General features: G+C 74.5%; 16 protein-coding genes. 9 read left to right on the forward strand and 7 right to left on the reverse strand.

The features are described from left to right. Positions 1-244: 244 nt before the first annotated feature. Positions 245-649 (forward strand): hypothetical protein, encoded by a 405-nt coding sequence (locus tag ACIRBX_RS29715; protein ID WP_402301507.1) that lies wholly within the window; start codon positions 245-247, stop codon positions 647-649. A 49-nt stretch (positions 650-698) separates the two neighbouring features. Next, positions 699-1,343 carry an ATP-binding protein gene (locus tag ACIRBX_RS29720; RefSeq protein ID WP_402301509.1) on the forward strand — a complete coding sequence of 215 codons (645 nt, stop codon included), beginning with the start codon at positions 699-701 and terminating at the stop codon, positions 1,341-1,343. 163 nt (positions 1,344-1,506) lie between these two features. Here the strand turns inward: ACIRBX_RS29720 and ACIRBX_RS29725 are convergent, their stop codons facing one another. Further along, positions 1,507-2,412 carry a SigE family RNA polymerase sigma factor gene (locus ACIRBX_RS29725; protein WP_402301511.1) on the reverse strand — a complete coding sequence of 302 codons (906 nt, stop codon included), beginning with the start codon at positions 2,410-2,412 and terminating at the stop codon, positions 1,507-1,509. 234 nt (positions 2,413-2,646) lie between these two features. Here ACIRBX_RS29725 and ACIRBX_RS29730 point away from each other — a divergent pair, with 234 nt between their 5' ends. The 4 genes from ACIRBX_RS29730 to ACIRBX_RS29745 all read left to right on the forward strand — a co-directional run bounded on the left by ACIRBX_RS29730 (position 2,647) and on the right by ACIRBX_RS29745 (position 5,872). Then, positions 2,647-3,330 carry a response regulator gene (locus ACIRBX_RS29730; RefSeq protein ID WP_402301513.1) on the forward strand — a complete coding sequence of 228 codons (684 nt, stop codon included), beginning with the start codon at positions 2,647-2,649 and terminating at the stop codon, positions 3,328-3,330. 41 nt (positions 3,331-3,371) lie between these two features. Next, a complete protein-coding gene (locus tag ACIRBX_RS29735) occupies positions 3,372-4,853 on the forward strand; it encodes an ATP-binding protein (protein ID WP_402301515.1) in 1,482 nt (493 codons plus the stop codon). Continuing rightward, on the forward strand, positions 4,850-5,173 hold the full coding sequence (locus ACIRBX_RS29740; RefSeq protein ID WP_402301517.1) for a hypothetical protein: 324 nt from the start codon (positions 4,850-4,852) through the stop codon (positions 5,171-5,173). The genes ACIRBX_RS29735 and ACIRBX_RS29740 overlap by 4 nt, the downstream gene beginning before the upstream one ends. Before the next feature lie 90 nt (positions 5,174-5,263). Then, positions 5,264-5,872: a VanZ family protein gene (locus ACIRBX_RS29745; protein ID WP_402301520.1), complete on the forward strand. Its 609-nt coding sequence runs from the start codon at positions 5,264-5,266 to the stop codon at positions 5,870-5,872. Here the strand turns inward: ACIRBX_RS29745 and ACIRBX_RS29750 are convergent. Beyond that, complete coding sequence (locus ACIRBX_RS29750) at positions 5,857-6,600, reverse strand: hypothetical protein (RefSeq protein WP_402301522.1); 744 nt, start codon at positions 6,598-6,600, stop codon at positions 5,857-5,859. The genes ACIRBX_RS29745 and ACIRBX_RS29750 overlap by 16 nt on opposite strands. Positions 6,601-6,894: 294 nt before the next feature. On the opposite strand from ACIRBX_RS29750, the gene ACIRBX_RS29755 reads away from it, so the two are divergent. Beyond that, a complete protein-coding gene (locus tag ACIRBX_RS29755) occupies positions 6,895-7,074 on the forward strand; it encodes a PspC domain-containing protein (protein ID WP_402301524.1) in 180 nt (59 codons plus the stop codon). A 339-nt stretch (positions 7,075-7,413) separates the two neighbouring features. Here the strand turns inward: ACIRBX_RS29755 and ACIRBX_RS29760 are convergent, their stop codons facing one another. The 5 genes from ACIRBX_RS29760 to ACIRBX_RS29780 all read right to left on the reverse strand — a co-directional run bounded on the left by ACIRBX_RS29760 (position 7,414) and on the right by ACIRBX_RS29780 (position 13,126). Next, entirely contained in the window at positions 7,414-7,875 is a 462-nt protein-coding gene (locus ACIRBX_RS29760) for a hypothetical protein (protein ID WP_402301526.1), read from the reverse strand. A gap of 219 nt (positions 7,876-8,094) precedes the next feature. Further along, positions 8,095-9,240, reverse strand: coding sequence for an adenosine deaminase (locus tag ACIRBX_RS29765; protein ID WP_402301529.1), 1,146 nt, complete (start codon positions 9,238-9,240; stop codon positions 8,095-8,097). Positions 9,241-9,790: 550 nt separating this feature from the next. Next, positions 9,791-10,813: a GNAT family N-acetyltransferase gene (locus ACIRBX_RS29770; RefSeq protein ID WP_402301531.1), complete on the reverse strand. Its 1,023-nt coding sequence runs from the start codon at positions 10,811-10,813 to the stop codon at positions 9,791-9,793. A gap of 41 nt (positions 10,814-10,854) precedes the next feature. Then, positions 10,855-11,820, reverse strand: a complete 966-nt coding sequence (locus ACIRBX_RS29775; RefSeq protein ID WP_402301534.1) for a polysaccharide deacetylase family protein — start codon at positions 11,818-11,820, stop codon at positions 10,855-10,857. Positions 11,821-12,169: 349 nt separating this feature from the next. Continuing rightward, positions 12,170-13,126, reverse strand: coding sequence for a LysR family transcriptional regulator (locus ACIRBX_RS29780; protein WP_402301536.1), 957 nt, complete (start codon positions 13,124-13,126; stop codon positions 12,170-12,172). 64 nt (positions 13,127-13,190) lie between these two features. Here ACIRBX_RS29780 and ACIRBX_RS29785 point away from each other — a divergent pair, with 64 nt between their 5' ends. Both ACIRBX_RS29785 and ACIRBX_RS29790 read left to right on the forward strand, forming a co-directional pair. Next, on the forward strand, positions 13,191-14,486 hold the full coding sequence (locus tag ACIRBX_RS29785; protein ID WP_402301539.1) for an MFS transporter: 1,296 nt from the start codon (positions 13,191-13,193) through the stop codon (positions 14,484-14,486). Beyond that, positions 14,483-15,037 (forward strand): Uma2 family endonuclease, encoded by a 555-nt coding sequence (locus tag ACIRBX_RS29790; protein WP_402301541.1) that lies wholly within the window; start codon positions 14,483-14,485, stop codon positions 15,035-15,037. Before ACIRBX_RS29785 ends, ACIRBX_RS29790 begins: the two co-directional genes overlap by 4 nt. Positions 15,038-15,050: the final 13 nt, after the last annotated feature.

The following is a 15,050-nucleotide window of genomic DNA, read 5'->3' on the forward strand; positions in this document are numbered from 1 at the left end:
GGGCCCGGACGGCCTGGACGGGTCCGCGCATCTCCCCCCCTTGCGCGGGCCCGTCGCCCTTTCTCCGCCTCCGGCGAGTGGCAGCGGGGCAGCCGGACGCGGGGCACGGACCCGGCTCCGGGCTCCGCCCGCAGGCGTACGGGACGCCCGGACCCCCTAGGGGCGAGACCCTCCGAGGGGTGGTGCACCCCGGCTGAGCTGCGGCTTAGGGTCGGGAGCAGAGGAACGATCCTGGGGGCACGGCATGTGGGAGATCTTCGGCGAACTGGCCCTGCTCGCGAGCGACGGGCCGTTGCGCGCGCTGCGGGCCCGGCGGGCGGTCCGCCGGTGGGCGGCCGGGAAGCCGGTCCGGCTGCCGTGCGCGGTGCGGTCCGGGCGGGCGGGGTGGCCGGACGGGTACACCAACGGGAGCCTGCTGTTCACGCCCGGGCGGGCGGAGGCGGCGTTCGGGTCGCGGGAGTACCCGTACCTGGTGTTCCCGGTCGGCGGGGAGCTGGTGGACCCGGAGCCCGAGGCCTGGCACAGCGAGGACTGGGCGGCCAAGCGGTACGAACCCGGGGACGGCGGCGGCCCGGTGCACGTCCAGGTGCACAGCCGGTACCTGCCGGCCCTCGGGGCGGCCCTGGCCGGGGCGGCGGCGAAGAACTGACGTCCCGTCGGTTTCGGTATCCCCGGGGAGTGCGTCAGACTGGTGTCTCGTGAGTGACTCCCCCGTGAACCCCGCCCCGACGTCCCGCGCGCTGGTCGTCCTGCTGTCCGGGCCCTCCGGTTCGGGCAAGTCCTCGCTGGCCGAGCGGACCGGGCTGCCGGTGCTCCAGCTCGACGACTTCTACAAGGACGGCGACGATCCGACGCTGCCCCAGCTGCCGGCCGAGGCGGGCGGCGGGATCGACTGGGACTCGCCGCTCTCCTGGCACCTGGACCAGGCCCTGGCCACCCTCCGGCAGCTCGCGGATGCCGGCCGGGCCGAGGTGCCGGTGTACTCGATCCCGGCCAACGGGCGGGCCGGCAGCCGGGAGTTCGACCTGGGCGGGGCGCCGGCCTTCATCGCCGAGGGGATATTCGCGGCCGAGCTGGTGAACCTCTGCGCGGCCGAGGGCCTGCTCGGCGAGGCGATCTGCCTGCGCAACCGCCCCACCACCACCGCCTGGCGGCGGTTCCGCCGGGACGTCCGGGAGGGCCGCAAGTCGGTGCCGCTGCTGATCCGGCGCGGCTGGCGGCTGATGCGCGCCGAGCGCGGCATCGTGGCCCGCCAGGTGGAGCTGGGCGCCCAGGCCTGCACCGGCCCGGAGGCCGAGCAGCGGGTCCGCGCCCTGACGGTCCGCCAGCCCCAGCCCGCCTGACCCGCCCGCCCCCTGCCGAACGCGCAGAAGGGCCCGGTGCCGCTCCCCGGCACCGGGCCCTTCCGTGTCGGTCACGCTCTCATCCGGATGCTGCTCCCCCGAGCCGGCCTCCGGTATCCCTGACGTGACCTTTCCCGTCCCCCGACGGGAGTCCTGTGCGGCGTTACGCCACCAGCTCGCCGAAGGCGCGCACGGTGTCGCCGTTGCGGTTGAGCTGGTCGTCGTCGCGCAGCCGGCGCAGGGCGCGCCAGATGCTGCTCTTGACGGTGCCGACGCTGATGCCGAGGATGCCGGCGATCTCCGGGTCGGTCCGGCCCTCGTAGTAGCGGAGCACCAGCATGGTGCGCTGGTTCTCCGGCAGCTTGGCCAGCGCCTGCCAGAGCACGGCGCGCAGCTCGGTGCCGCCCATCGCGTCGGTGTCGCCGGCGGTCTCCGGCAGCTCCTCGGTCGGGTACTCGGCGACCTTGCGGCGGCGCCAGGCGGAGATGTGCAGGTTGGTCATGGTGCGGCGCAGGTACCCGCCGACCGCGGCCTTGTCGGTGATCCGGTCCCAGGCGCGGTAGGTGGAGAACAGCGCGCTCTGCAGCAGGTCCTCGGCCTCGAAGCGGTCGCCGGTCAGGTGGTACGCGGTGGCGAACAGCGAGGCCCGGCGGGCCTGCACGTAGGCGGTGAACTCGGCGATGTTGTCACCGGGCTCGACCGTCGCCTGCTGGAACGCGGTGGCGGCCGGGGCCGCCTCCGCCGCCGGGGCGGCGGGCTGGGCGGGCACCACGGGCTGCGGCGTGAGCCGCAGCAGCGTGGCACCGGCGCTCTCCCGACCCTGACCGGCGACCGGGAGCACCCCGCGCAGCGTCATGGTCGGAGCGGAGTCGGCCGCACTCCCCGAGCGGCCGATCCCGTACAACTCCCCCCTCGTCCCGCCGAGGCGGCGGGACCCGGTGCTGTGTGCGCACCCCCGTACGATCACGGCACCGGAGTTCTCGTCCGTCCTCACCTCGAAGTGCGTGCGGGACGAACGCGCGTGGTTGACAACCGCGTTGCTGCTGCGGGTCCGGAGCGTGGCGTTCATCGTGCACCCCCATGGGTCGGTACGGTTCCTGCCGCCCGGGAACTGCGGCGACATGGAAAATACTGCCGCCCCGTTGTGATGGAGGTGTCCGCCGACTGTCACAGGGCTGTCACAGAGCCCACCGCACACGGCCCATCGGACGGGGACGCCCGAACCCGGGGTTCCGGTTGCAGAGGACTCGAACGTCCTCCCCTGGTGGGTGAAGCCCGGCGCCTCGTGGTCCAGAATGAGCCCGTGCCTTTCCTCCTTCTGATCGAGGACGACGACGCCATCCGGACCGGCCTCGAACTCGCCCTCACCCGCCAGGGTCATCGCGTGGCCGCCGCCGCCTCGGGCGAGGACGGCCTCAAGCTGTTCAAGGAGCAGCGTCCGGACCTGATCGTGCTCGACGTCATGCTGCCCGGGATCGACGGCTTCGAGGTCTGCCGCCGGATCCGCCGCACCGACCAGCTGCCGATCATCCTGCTCACCGCCCGCTCCGACGACATCGACGTGGTGGTCGGCCTGGAGTCCGGCGCCGACGACTACGTGGTCAAGCCGGTGCAGCCCCGGGTGCTGGACGCCCGGATCAGGGCCGTGCTGCGCCGGGGCGAGCGGGAGAGCTCGGACTCCTCCACCTACGGCAGCGTGGTCATCGACCGCTCGGCGATGACCGTCACCAAGGACGGCGCGGACCTCCAACTCACCCCCACCGAGCTGCGGTTGCTGCTGGAGCTGAGCCGCCGGCCGGGCCAGGCGCTGTCCCGGCAGCAGCTGCTCCGGCTGGTCTGGGAGCACGACTACCTGGGCGACTCCCGGCTGGTGGACGCCTGCGTGCAGCGGCTGCGGGCCAAGGTGGAGGACGTGCCGTCCGCGCCGACGCTGATCCGCACCGTGCGCGGGGTGGGCTACCGGCTCGACCCGCCGAACCAGCCCTGAGCCGCCCCAGCTGAGCCGACGTGACCGGAGAACCTGCCGACGTGACCGACCCCCAGACCGCGCCCCGCCACCCGGGGCTCGGCCACCACCTGCGCTCGCTCCGGGTGCGGCTGGTCGCGGTGTTCGCCGTGGTGGCCCTGACCACCGCCTGCTCCGCCTCCGGCATCGCCTACTGGCTGAACCGGGACGGGGTGCTCAAGCGCGCCCAGAACACCGCGCTGAACGACTTCCGGGGCTCCGTCTCCCGGAACGTCAGCTCGCTCTCCGCCCACCCCGCCTGCGCCGAACTCACCTACCTGGCGCAGCAGGTGGGCTCCTCGGGACTCAACTACGACGTGGTGGTGGTCGACCCGAAGGTGACCGGCTGCGTCGCCTCCTCGAACCCGACCCGCTTCACCGAGGCGCACGTGCCGGCCCCGCTCCGGGGGATCGTCGACGTGCCCCGCCCGGTCACCGCCGGCCAGCCGTACGAGTACCACCTGTACTGGCAGCGGGTGAACCAGGACGGCCCCTACCTGGTCGGCGGCACCCGGGTGGTGAACACCGACCTGACCGCCTACATGTTCAAGTCGCTGGCCACCGAGCGGACCGACCTGAACACCCTCGGCTGGTCGCTGGCGATCGCCACCCTGCTGGCGCTGATCGGCTCCGCGCTGATCGCCCAGGCGGCGGCGGCCACCGTGCTGCGGCCGGTCCGGCGGCTCGGCGAGGCCGCCCGGCAGCTCGGCGAGGGGCGGCTGGACACCCGGCTGGAGGTCGAGGGGGCGGACGAACTCTCGGACCTGGCACGGACGTTCAACCGCACCGCGGAGGCGCTCTCCGAGCAGGTCGCGGAGCTCAGCGCCCGGGAGGCGCAGAGCCGCCGGTTCGTCGCCGACATGTCGCACGAACTGCGCACCCCGCTGACCGCGATGACCGCCGTGACGGACATCCTGGAGGACGAGGCGGAATCGCTGGACCCGATGATCGAGCCGGCCGTCCGACTGGTGGTCAGCGAGACCCGGCGACTCTCCGACCTGGTGGAGAACCTGATGGAGGTGACCCGCTTCGACGCGGGCACCGCCAAGCTGGTCGCCGACGAGGTGGACGTCGCCGACCTGATCATGTCCTGCATCGACGGCCGGGCCTGGTACGACGCGGTGGAGCTGGACGCGCCGCGCGGCGTGCTGGCCGTGGTCGACCCGCGGCGGCTCGACGTGGTCTTCGCCAACCTGATCGGCAACGCGCTCAAGCACGGCGGCTCGCCGGTCCGGGTGAAGGTCCGTCAGGAGGACGAGTCGGTGGTCATCGAGGTCTCCGACAGCGGCCCCGGCATCCCGGAGGACGTGCTGCCGCACGTCTTCGACCGCTTCTACAAGGCCGACAAGGGCCGGGCCCGGTCCGAGGGCAGCGGCCTCGGCCTGTCCATCGCGATGGCCAACGCCCGGATCCACGGCGGCACCATCACCGCCGCCAACTCCCCCGACGGCGGCGCGGTCTTCACCCTCACCCTGCCGCTGCGCCCCGAGGAGGCCGCCCAGTGACCCCCCGTCAGCTCCTGGCCGGCACCGCGCTGGCGCTCGCCCTGGCCGGCCTGACCGGCTGCGGCATCCGCCCCACCGCCGTCCCGGTCGACGCGGGTGCCCCGGCCGGGCGGACCGCCTGCCCCAGCCCGGTCCGGATCCCCGAGGCCCCCGTCTCCACGCCCTCCGTGACCGCGCCGGGCTCCCCCACCGCCCCGGCCGCCAAGGCGCCGGCGATCTCCCCGGCCCCCTTCTTCAGCGCCTCCCCGACCCCCGTGCCCACCCCCGCCACCCCGACCCCGACGCCCCCGGCGAAGGTGAACCCCTCGGCCTGCCCGTGACCCGGCCCGCCCGCTCGGCCTCCTCCCCGTAACGAGCGTCACCCGCCCCGCCGTGGAACCGTTCGACCGGAGGGCCACGTCGTGGGGGGTGTGACCGAGCAGGCGGAGACGGGGCGCAGCGGGGCGGCGGAGGTGTCGGCCAGGCTGCGGCAGGTGGGTGTGCTGCTGCTGGCGGCCTACCTGGGGCTGGCCGGGTGGGTGATCCTGCGGCCGGTGGACGTCGGATGGACCAGCCCGGCCAACCTGACGCCGTTCGGCTCGGTCCGGTACGCGTTCGAGCTCGGCTGGCCCGCGGGCGCCCGGCAGTTGGCGGGCGAGCTGCTGCCGCTGGCCCCGCTCGGGGTGCTGCTGCCGCTGGCCGGCGGCCGGCTGCGGGCCCGCTGGCTGCCTTCGCTGCTGCGCACCACCGGCTGCGCGGCGCTGATCGCCACCGCGCTGGAGATCCTCAAGGGCTGGGCCCCGGGCCACGTGCTGAACGTGGACAACCTGCTGCTCGGCACCGTCGGGGTGGGCCTGGCCCACCTGGCCGTCGTCCCGGCCGCCCGGGCCTGGTGCGGAGCCGGCCGTAGGAGGGCCGGCTCCGCACCGGCCCCGGTCCTGACGCCCGGTCAGCCGCTCACCCCGACGCCCGCCCCCACTCCGGCCCCGTCGGCCACCGCGCCGAACCCGCGCCCGCTGCGGGCTCAGCCCTTGAGGTAGGGCAGCCCGTCGGACACCTCGCCGCCCGGCGGCATCGGCACGTCGACCTTCGAGGAGTAGTAGTCGAAGGTGTACGAGCCCCGCGCCGGCCCCTCGGTGCGCACCAGTTGGACCAGCAGCGGCGCCCCGTCGGCCGCCACGGCGAACTCGGTCACCCCGGTCCGCAGTCGCGCGGCGTAGACGGTGGCCTCCCGTGATCCCACCGTCCGGCGACCGGTCTCCGTCACCCCGAGGAGCAGTGCCTGGGCGACCTGGACATTGGCCGGGAAGGCCGCACAGGCCCCGGCCAGCGCCTCGGGCGCCTTGCCGCCCTTGAACTGCAGGTAGCGGCCCACCGCAGGCTGGCCGGCCGGGCCCGGGGCGAACCAGTCGGCGGCGAAGGCGGCGTCCGGGCGGATCCAGACGGTCTCGTCCGCTGCCAGCACCTCGGCCCGGCCCGCGCCGGAGGCCAGCCTGCCCAGACAGCGGCCGGTGGTGTCGGTCAGCACCTCACCGGTCAGCGGGCGGCCGTCCACCGTGAAGTCCAGCGTGACCATGGCCGAGGAGGCGGCAGCCGCCGCCCCCTCGCTGCGGGCCAGCCGGCCCCCGTCCCGCAGGACGCCGGTTTCGGTGGCGGTGGCACCGGCGGCCGGCTCGGCGGTGGTGCCCGCACCGGGCCTGCACCCGGCCGCACCGGTCACGATCGCGGTGGTGAGCAGGGCCGTTGCCAGGCCACGGGCAGTGCGCATGGGTGGGTACCTCGGGAGCGTGATCGAGAGCTGACACCGCCTCAGGGACCGAGGGGGCGGTGCACCCTATCGAACGGCTCCGCACCGGACCGAACGCTTTCGGCCGGCCCCGGCCGGAGCGCCTCGGGGTAACCCCGAGCCGGACCCTGACCCCGGGCGTACTCCGGCCCGGTGAGAAGGCGGGGTCCGGGATCAGCATCCAGGCGGACGGCCCGGAGCGATCCGGACGGGAGTATGGAGTCATGCCCGCCGGAGAGACCGGAGCCGGGCACCAGTCAGACGGAGCTGATCAGAATGGCCCTCGCCCGCCCCCGCCACAACCGCGTCATCGCCGGCGTCTGCGCCGGGCTCGCCAAGCGTTTCGGGCTGGCCCCGTGGACGGTCCGGATCATCGCCATCGTCTCCTGCCTGCTCCCCGGCCCGCAGTTCCTGATCTACCTGGCCCTCTGGCTGCTGCTGCCCCAGGAGCCGTGAGCCCCGGCTCCGCGCTGACTCCCACGCCTCCCCCGCCGCCCCTTCGACCCGTACGACCGGAGCCCCCGGCCGACTCCTCCGCGAGCCGGCCGGGGGCTCCCGGGCGTGACGGGCCCTCAGCTGCCCGGGCACTCGGTCCGGGCACTCGGGCCGGCCCGGGAGCCGGACGAGCTCCGGTGCGGACGCGCGGGCCCGGCTGCCGCACTTCCCTCCGGGCGGCACGGGCGGCACGGGCCCGGACACACCGCAGGCCCGCCCCGGACGGGGAGCGGGCCTGACCGAGGTCCGCCGTCCGCAGCCGAGGGCGCGGACGGCGGGCCGGATGCCGGACGGGGCGGATCAGCCGCCGATGCCCGGGAGGCCGCCACCGGGCAGGCCGCCGCCGACCAGGCCGGTCACGCTGCCGACCGGGGTCTTGTCGAGACCCTCCGCGCCGGGCAGCGGCACCGGCAGCGCGCGCGGGGTCGCGGCGTCGGCGACCGGGGCGGCTGCGGCGTCCACCGCGGGGGCGGTCTGGTCGGTGACCGGGGCGGTCATCGGCTGGGCCGCCTCCGGGGCCTGCGCGACCGGGCCGGCCACGTCCGGGTTGAGGCTGCCGACGGCCTCGGTGACCGGGCCGGTGGCGGGCAGCTTGCTGACGGTGCCGGTCGCCGCACCGGTCAGCGCACCGGAGTTGGTGAGCAAGCTGGTCGGACCCCCGAGCCCGCCCGGCGCGGCAGCGGAGGCGGAACCGGCAGCAACGGCCGCGATCGCGACGCCGAGCGCAGCGGTCCCGGCAGCCTTCAGAGTGGCCTGCTTCATGAGTTGGTCCTCGTGTCCTCGTCGGTGGCCGACGCGACGGCATGCACCCAGGAGTGCCCACCGCTACGCCGTGTCAGCTGTGACTGGCACACCGTAGTGACTGCCTCGCACGCGGATCAAAGACGGTTAACTCACTTGGCCCATTCGTCAGATGAGCGCGGACCCGTGGGTCACGGTTCCGCGCTCATCCGTTCGGCCATCCGGGCCACCGAGGGGTCGTCAGGCGCCCGAGCTGAACAGCCATTCGGCCTTGAGCTCGGCGTAGCCCGGCTTGATCACGTCGTTGATCATCGCCAGCCGCTCGTCGAAGGGCAGGAACGCGGACTTCATCGCGTTCACCGTGAACCACTCCATGTCGGCGAGGGTGTAGCCGAAGGCCTCCACCAGGTGCCCGAACTCCTGGCTCATCGAGGTGCCGCTCATCAGCCGGTTGTCGGTGTTGACGGTGACCCGGAACTTCAGCCGGCTGAGCAGCCCGATCGGGTGTTCGGCGTACGAACTCGCCGCTGCGGTCTGGAGGTTGGAGGTCGGGCACATCTCCAGCGGGACGCGCTTGTCCCGGACGTACGCGGCGAGCCGGCCCAGCTCCACGGAGCCGTCCTCGTTCACCGTGATGTCGTCGATGATCCGCACGCCGTGGCCGAGGCGGTCCGCCCCGCAGCACTGCAGCGCCTCCCAGATCGACGGCAGGCCGAAGGCCTCGCCGGCGTGGATGGTGAAGTGGTTGTTCTCGCCCTTGAGGTAGTCGAAGGCGCCCTGGTGCCGGGTCGGCGGGTGGCCCGCCTCGGCACCGGCGATGTCGAAGCCGACCACTCCCTGGTCCCGGTAGCGGTTGGCCAGCTCGGCGATCTCCTGCGAGCGGGCGGCGTGCCGCATCGCGGTCAGCAGGGTGCCGACCCGGATCCGGTGGCCCTTCTCCCGGGCGTTCGCCTCACCGAGGCGGAAGCCCTCGTTGACCGCCTCGACCACCTCGTCGAGGGTCAGGCCCTTCTCCAGGTGCTGCTCCGGCGCGTACCGCACCTCGGCGTAGACCACGCCGTCGGCGGCCAGGTCCTCGGCACAGTCGGCGGCGACCCGGACCAGCGCCTCGCGGGTCTGCATCACCGCGCAGGTGTGCGCGAAGGTCTCCAGGTACCGCACCAGCGAGCCGGAGTCGGCCGCCTCGCGGAACCACACCCCCAGCTCCTTGGGGTCAGTGGTCGGCAGCCCCTCGTACCCGACGGCGGCGGCCAGCTCGACGATGGTCTCGGGACGCAGACCGCCGTCCAGGTGGTCGTGCAGGAGCACCTTCGGTGCGCGGGCGATCTGGTCGGCGGTGGGGATGCGGGGGCCTGTGGTGCCCGTGATGGCAGTCTGCTTCTCCATTGCGGGAGTGTAGCCCCTACGCGCGTAGATCCACCACGCCGAATTCCGGATTCCACCGAACGGCCCAGCAGGACGCCACCGCCGGACCGACGCCGGACGGGACGGGAGCAGGCCTGCGGCAAGCACCCGCAGGACGGCACGGACGGCGCCCGGTGGCCCGCCCCCGGGACGCACCACCATGCCCCGCCCCCGGTGCCCGCCGCACCGCGCGCGCCCCGCGCACGCAGGCCCAACCCCGCCCCGGCAGCACGCTCGTCGCCTCCGCAGGACCGCCCCGCCCGCCGCCCCGCCCCGCGCAACGGACGGGCCCGATCCGCAGCCCCGCCACCTGATGACGCCCCGTCAGTTGGCCGTCAACGCGGCACCGGCAGCGCGCCCGTCACCCCCGCAGGACAGCCGCCGCCCCGCCACAGGCGAGACCACACGACCCGCCACACCACGCCCCCGGCCCCCACAGCAGACAGACCCGACCCGACCCGCAACCCCACCACCGGCTGCGCGCCCGTCACCCCCACAGGACAGCCGCCGACCCGCCGCAGGCGAGACCGCGTCAGCCCTTGAGGCGGTGCTTCAGGGTGAGCAGGGACCCGGCTGCGCCGCGCGGGACCAGCCAGGTGGTGTCGTCGCGGTCGGTCGCGTCGAAGCGGTACTTGTAGGGCTCGGTGCCCCGGAGGAAGTCGAAGGTGGCGAGCTTCCGCTCGGCGGCGGCCCGGACCGCCTCGGCGATGATCGCGGTGCCGAGCCGCAGCGGGGCCCACTCCGGGTCCCAGCCGATCTGGTAGTAGGCGAAGGCGTCGCCCCACTGGAAGCCGTAGAGCCCGCCGATCACCGTGCCGTCCTGCTCGGCGATCAGGAAGGCGGGGCCGGCGTCCGTGCCCGAGCGGGAGACCAGCAGCTGGTGCAGCGGCAGCCGGTCCTCGTCGAAGGTGGTGGACTTGCCGAGGGCGTCCCGCCGCAGCCGGTGCAGCCGGACGATCGCGGGCAGCAGGTCGGCCGGAGCGGTGCCCGGGGCGACCCAGCGGAAGGTGACCCCGGCGGCGGCCAACTTCCGCCCGTAGCGCCGGAGATCGGAGCGGAACTGCTTGGAGCCGAGCGCGTCGAAGCCGTCCGCCAGCCCGACCCGGGGGCAGGACTGCGCCGCCACCTGCCGGGCCCCGGCCGGCAGCAGGTCGGCCGCGCCGGGGTCGAGGTCGGGCAGCCAGAGGGTCTCCCGCCCGCCGCGCGCCGCCAGCCAGGCCCGGAGTTCGGCCCGCCGCCCGGGGCGGCAGGCGAAGGTGCCGTGGTCCGCCGCGCCGGGCCCGCTGCCGAGCGGGGTGAGGCAGCGGACGGTGAGCGGCGCCCGGGGGTGCAGCCGCAGCCGGGTGCGGTGGAGCGGGGCGACCGCCTCGACGGTGCCGTCGGCGGCCCGCCAGAAGGCGATCTCGGCCGGGCCGCGCCGACCGAGCGTCTCCCACCAGGCCAGCACCCAGTCCGGCGTGGCGAACCACGAGGCCCCCGGGTCGTCGGCGACCAACTCCCGCCATCCGGCGATCAGTTCGTCCGTCAGTTCCCCCGGCGCGTACAGCTCCGGCACCAGCCCCACCCCCACCGATCCGTTCGAGACCCCCCGGGGCCTCAGCAGCCGCCGCGCAGCCGGTGCACCGCCGGGTGCAGCCCCGAGAGGATTGTGTCGAACCGGGCCGGGCTGGTGTCGGAGTTCACCCGAAGTCGGCTGATCCGGAGCGGATTCGGCGGCAGCAGCTGGTCCTGCCGGTGGTCGAACAGGAAGCCCAGCCGGTAGCCGAGCTCCCGCAGCACGGTGTCGGCCCGGGGGTCGAAGTTGCCGTTGGGGTAGGCGAAGGCGGTCGGCTCGCTGCCCAGCCAGCCGGTGAGCAGCTGGTGCGCCCGGATCAGCTCGACCCGGATCACCGGCTCCTCGCAGCGGTCCAGGCAGGGGTGACCGAGGGTGTGGTTGCCGATCGCCACACCGGCGGCCAGCAGGTCGAGCAGCTCCAGCGAGCTCAACTGCTGCTGCCGCGGCGCCTGGACGGCGGCGGTGTCGCGCAACTCCTCCAGGCTGCGCCGCCGTTCGACGTCCGGCAGGGTCTTGAGCCGGCGGACCACCGCACCGGGCGCGAGCCCGGCCAGTGCCTCGGCGGTGCCGCCCCGGGCGGCCAGCGCGGGGGCCTCGCTCCACCAGAACGGCTGGTCCCCGTCGATGAGTTCGGCCACCAGGAAGGCGGCGGCCGGGATGCCCAGCCGGGCCAGCACCGGGGCGCCCCGGGTCAGCAGGGTGCGGTCGCCGTCGTCGAAGGTGACCAGCACGCTGCGCGGCGGCAGCGGGCGTCCCTCCTGCACGGCACGCTCGACGGTGGCCAGCGAGACCGGCACCGCCGTCCGCACCAGGCGCTCCATCTGGGCGGTGAAGCTCTGCGGGTCGTCCACGCCGTGGTAGGCGAGCACCGAGAGCCGCTGGGCGGCCCGCGCCCGGAACAGCGGCTGCAGCGGTGAACGCCGCAGCACAGTGTCGATCCGCTGGCGCCGGGCCTCACCCGGCTCGGCCTTGGCGCCGAGGCGCGCGACGGTGTCCTGCTCCGACACGTCTCCCCCTGTTCCCTTCACCGCAGGCATGGGCTGCCTCCCCCCATCAATATCCCTCAGTTTGGTAAAGAGCGGTATAAGTTCGGGAACTTCAATCGCTCCTGGCCAAAATCCGATGCCCTGCGCTGAGGTGCGGGAACGAACCGGGCCGAGCCTGATCGGGCCGGACCGCTTCGGTGAAGACCTGGTGACGGCCGTGCGGAGGCCCGGCCGGGGGAAGTGGAACTCTTCCGTCAACTCCCCCTGCCCGGAACCACCTTGGGGCCACCCCGGTGCCTCGGGCTCCCAGGGTAGCCGCCGACCGCCCCGGACGGTCGGCCCGTTCCCGGACCGCTACCGCCAGGCGTGCTCAGTCGTGATCCAGCAGCCGCCCCCGGCGGGACAGCACGAACTCCCGGAACGCCGCCACCGGCGGGGTGAGCGGACGGCCCGTCACCCAGGCCAGGCCGATCGCCCGACGGGTGCGCGGGGCGGTCACCTCCAGCTCGACCACGCCCGGCCGGGGCACCAGCGCGGGCGGCAGCAGCGCCACCCCGAGCCCGGCCGCCACCAGGCCGCGCAGGGTCTCCGCCTCCTCGCCCTCGAAGGCGATCCGGGGCGCGAAGCCCGCCTCCGCGCAGAAGCCCTCGGTGATCACCCGCAGGCCGTAGCCCTGCTCCACCACCACGAACGGGTCCTCGGCCGCCTCGGCCAGCCGGATCCGCCGCCGGCCGGCCAGCCGGTGGTCGGCCGGCACCACCAGGTGCAGCCGCTGCTCGTCCAGCGGACGGGCCGTCAGATCCGGGGCGTCCGGCAGCGGGGAGACCAGGCAGAGGTCCAGCTCCCCCGCCCGCAGCCGCTCCAGCATCGCGGCGCCGTAGTCCTGCACCAGCTGGAACCGGACCTTCGGGTGCCCGGCCCGGAAGCCGCGCAGCAGGGCCGGCACCGCGTCCGAGCCCATCGTGTGCAGGAAGCCGAAGGCCACCCGGCCGGCCGCCGGATCGGCCTCCGCCCGGGCCGCCTCGGCGCCGCGCTCCAGCTCGGCCAGCGCCCGTTCCACCGAGCCGAGCAGCAGCCGCCCCGCCCTGGTCAGCCGGACCGTCCGCCCCTGCCTCGCCAGCAGCCGCACCCCGAGCTCGGCCTCCAGCCGGGCCACCGACCGGGACAGCGTGGGCTGCGGCATGCCCAGCAGCTCGGCGGCCCGGGTCACGTGCTCCAGCCGGGCCACCGCCGCGAACTGCGCCAACTGCGGTGCCAGGGCGGCCAGATCACCCTCCGGGCCGAGCTCGGCGAGGGTGGCCGGCGGTGAACTGCTCTCATGCTCCATGGCATCGATTCTCGCCGTTCCATGCATTGGACGCATCAGCGGTGGCAGGTCTAGCGTCGTCGTCATGCCGCCTGCCAGTACCGGGGCATCCGCAGCCGAGCTGCCGGGTGCCTCCACCTCGCCGTCCCCTGCCGCCACCGCCGCCACTGAAGGCGCCGACACCCGGCACCTGCCCGGGAGCCGCACGCTCCGCCGGGCCAACCTCGCGCTGTTCGCCGCCGGGGTCGCCACCTTCGTCCTGCTGTACTCCACCCAGGGCCTGCTGCCGATCCTCTCGGACGACCTCGACATCACGCCCGGGCAGGCCAGTTGGACCGCCTCGGTGGCCACCCTCGGGCTCGCGCTGGCCCTGCTGCCGGCCAGTGCGCTGGCCGACCGGTACGGGCGGACGGCGGTGATGACCGGCTCGGTGCTGGCCGCCTCGCTGCTGGCCGTGGCGCTCCCGTTCGCCCCGGACCTGACCACCCTGGTGGTGCTGCGCGGCCTCCAGGGCGCCGCGCTGGCCGGGCTGCCGGCCACCGCGATGGCCTACCTGGCCGAGGAGGTGCACCCGAGCGCGCTCGGCTCGGCGATGGGCCTGTATGTGGCGGGCAACAGCATCGGCGGGATGGGCGGGCGGCTGGTCTCCGGCTGGGCCGCCGCCGCCTGGGGCTGGCGCTGGGGGCTGGCCGTCTCGGCCGCGCTGGCCCTGCTCGCGGTGCTGGTCTTCCGGCTGCTGATCCCGGCCGCCCGCCAGTTCCGCCGCGCCCCGGTGGCGCCCCGGGCGCTGGCCCGCACGGTGGCCGGGCACCTGCGCGATCCGCTGCTGGTCCGGCTCTACCTGCTCGGCATGCTCTTCATGGCGGTCTTCGGCGCGGTCTACAACACCGTCGGCTACCGGCTGGTGGCCGCTCCGTTCGGCCTCCCCGAGTCGGTGGCCGCCTCGGTGTTCGTGGTCTACCTGGTCGGCACCGTCTCCTCGGCCACGGCCGGCCGCCTGACCGCCCGGCTCGGCCGCCGGGGCACCCTTTACGTCGCGATCGGCACCACCACGGCGGGCCTGCTGCTCTCGCTCGCCGATTCGCTGGCCGCCGTCCTGCTCGGCCTGGTCCTGATCACGGCCGGCTTCTTCGCCGGCCACGCCACCGCCTCCGCCGCCGTCGGCCGCACCGCCACCACCGGCCGGGCCCAGGCCACCGCCCTCTACCTGATCGCCTACTACCTGGGCAACAGCCTCGGCGGCACCCTCGGCGCCGACGCCTACCACGCCACCGGCTGGCCGGGCGCGGCCACCGTCGCCCTGGTCGCGATGACCCTGGCGGCCGGTGTCACCCTCTACGCCACCCGGCGGGCGAGGGTGGCCAGTACAGTCCAGGTATGAGCATCGACCCCGCCACCTACGCCCGGCTGCGCGAGATCGCCGACCAGCTCCCGCAGGTACCCGGGATCGGAAAGGTCGAGATCGCCAAGGGTGAGATCGTCATGATGATGTCGCCGGTCAAGCGCCACGAGCTGGCCGTCCACCGGATCGCGCGCCAACTCGATGCTCAACTTCCCGACACCCACCCTGGGTTCATCGCCTTCGCCGGCGCAGACCTGGAGGACGTCGGGCTCGGCAGACTCCGTCGCCCGGACCTGATGGTCTTCGCCGAACAGACGCTGGAAGGCGAACAGGCGACACTCCTCCCGCATGAGGTCCTGCTCGTGGTCGAGGTGGTCTCCCGTTCCAACCCCGAGAACGACTACGACGCCAAGGTCCACGACTACGCCGCGATGGGCATCCCGCACTACCTGCTGGTCGACCCCCGGGACGGCACCGGCATCGTGCACTCGCAGCCGGGCTATCCGGTGCGCGAGAAGTTCGTCTTCGGCGACACCGTCCCGGTGGGCCCCTGGCGGCTCGACACCTCCGGCCTGCTGACCTACTCCTGACGACGCGTGAGGC

It is taken from the genome of Kitasatospora sp. NPDC096147 (assembly GCF_044763225.1).
Taxonomy (GTDB): domain Bacteria; phylum Actinomycetota; class Actinomycetes; order Streptomycetales; family Streptomycetaceae; genus Kitasatospora.

Bases quoted from the DNA above. Each gene is read 5' to 3' on its own strand.
- ACIRBX_RS29790 (WP_402301541.1), top strand. From the start codon at position 14,483: ATGAGCATCGACCCCGCCACCTACGCCCGGCTGCGCGAGATCGCCGAC.
- ACIRBX_RS29760 (WP_402301526.1), bottom strand. From the start codon at position 7,875: ATGAAGCAGGCCACTCTGAAGGCTGCCGGGACCGCTGCGCTCGGCGTC.
- ACIRBX_RS29750 (WP_402301522.1), bottom strand. From the start codon at position 6,600: ATGCGCACTGCCCGTGGCCTGGCAACGGCCCTGCTCACCACCGCGATC.
- ACIRBX_RS29715 (WP_402301507.1), top strand. From the start codon at position 245: ATGTGGGAGATCTTCGGCGAACTGGCCCTGCTCGCGAGCGACGGGCCG.
- ACIRBX_RS29725 (WP_402301511.1), bottom strand. From the start codon at position 2,412: ATGAACGCCACGCTCCGGACCCGCAGCAGCAACGCGGTTGTCAACCAC.
- ACIRBX_RS29755 (WP_402301524.1), top strand. From the start codon at position 6,895: ATGGCCCTCGCCCGCCCCCGCCACAACCGCGTCATCGCCGGCGTCTGC.
- ACIRBX_RS29780 (WP_402301536.1), bottom strand. From the start codon at position 13,126: ATGGAGCATGAGAGCAGTTCACCGCCGGCCACCCTCGCCGAGCTCGGC.
- ACIRBX_RS29785 (WP_402301539.1), top strand. From the start codon at position 13,191: ATGCCGCCTGCCAGTACCGGGGCATCCGCAGCCGAGCTGCCGGGTGCC.
- ACIRBX_RS29765 (WP_402301529.1), bottom strand. From the start codon at position 9,240: ATGGAGAAGCAGACTGCCATCACGGGCACCACAGGCCCCCGCATCCCC.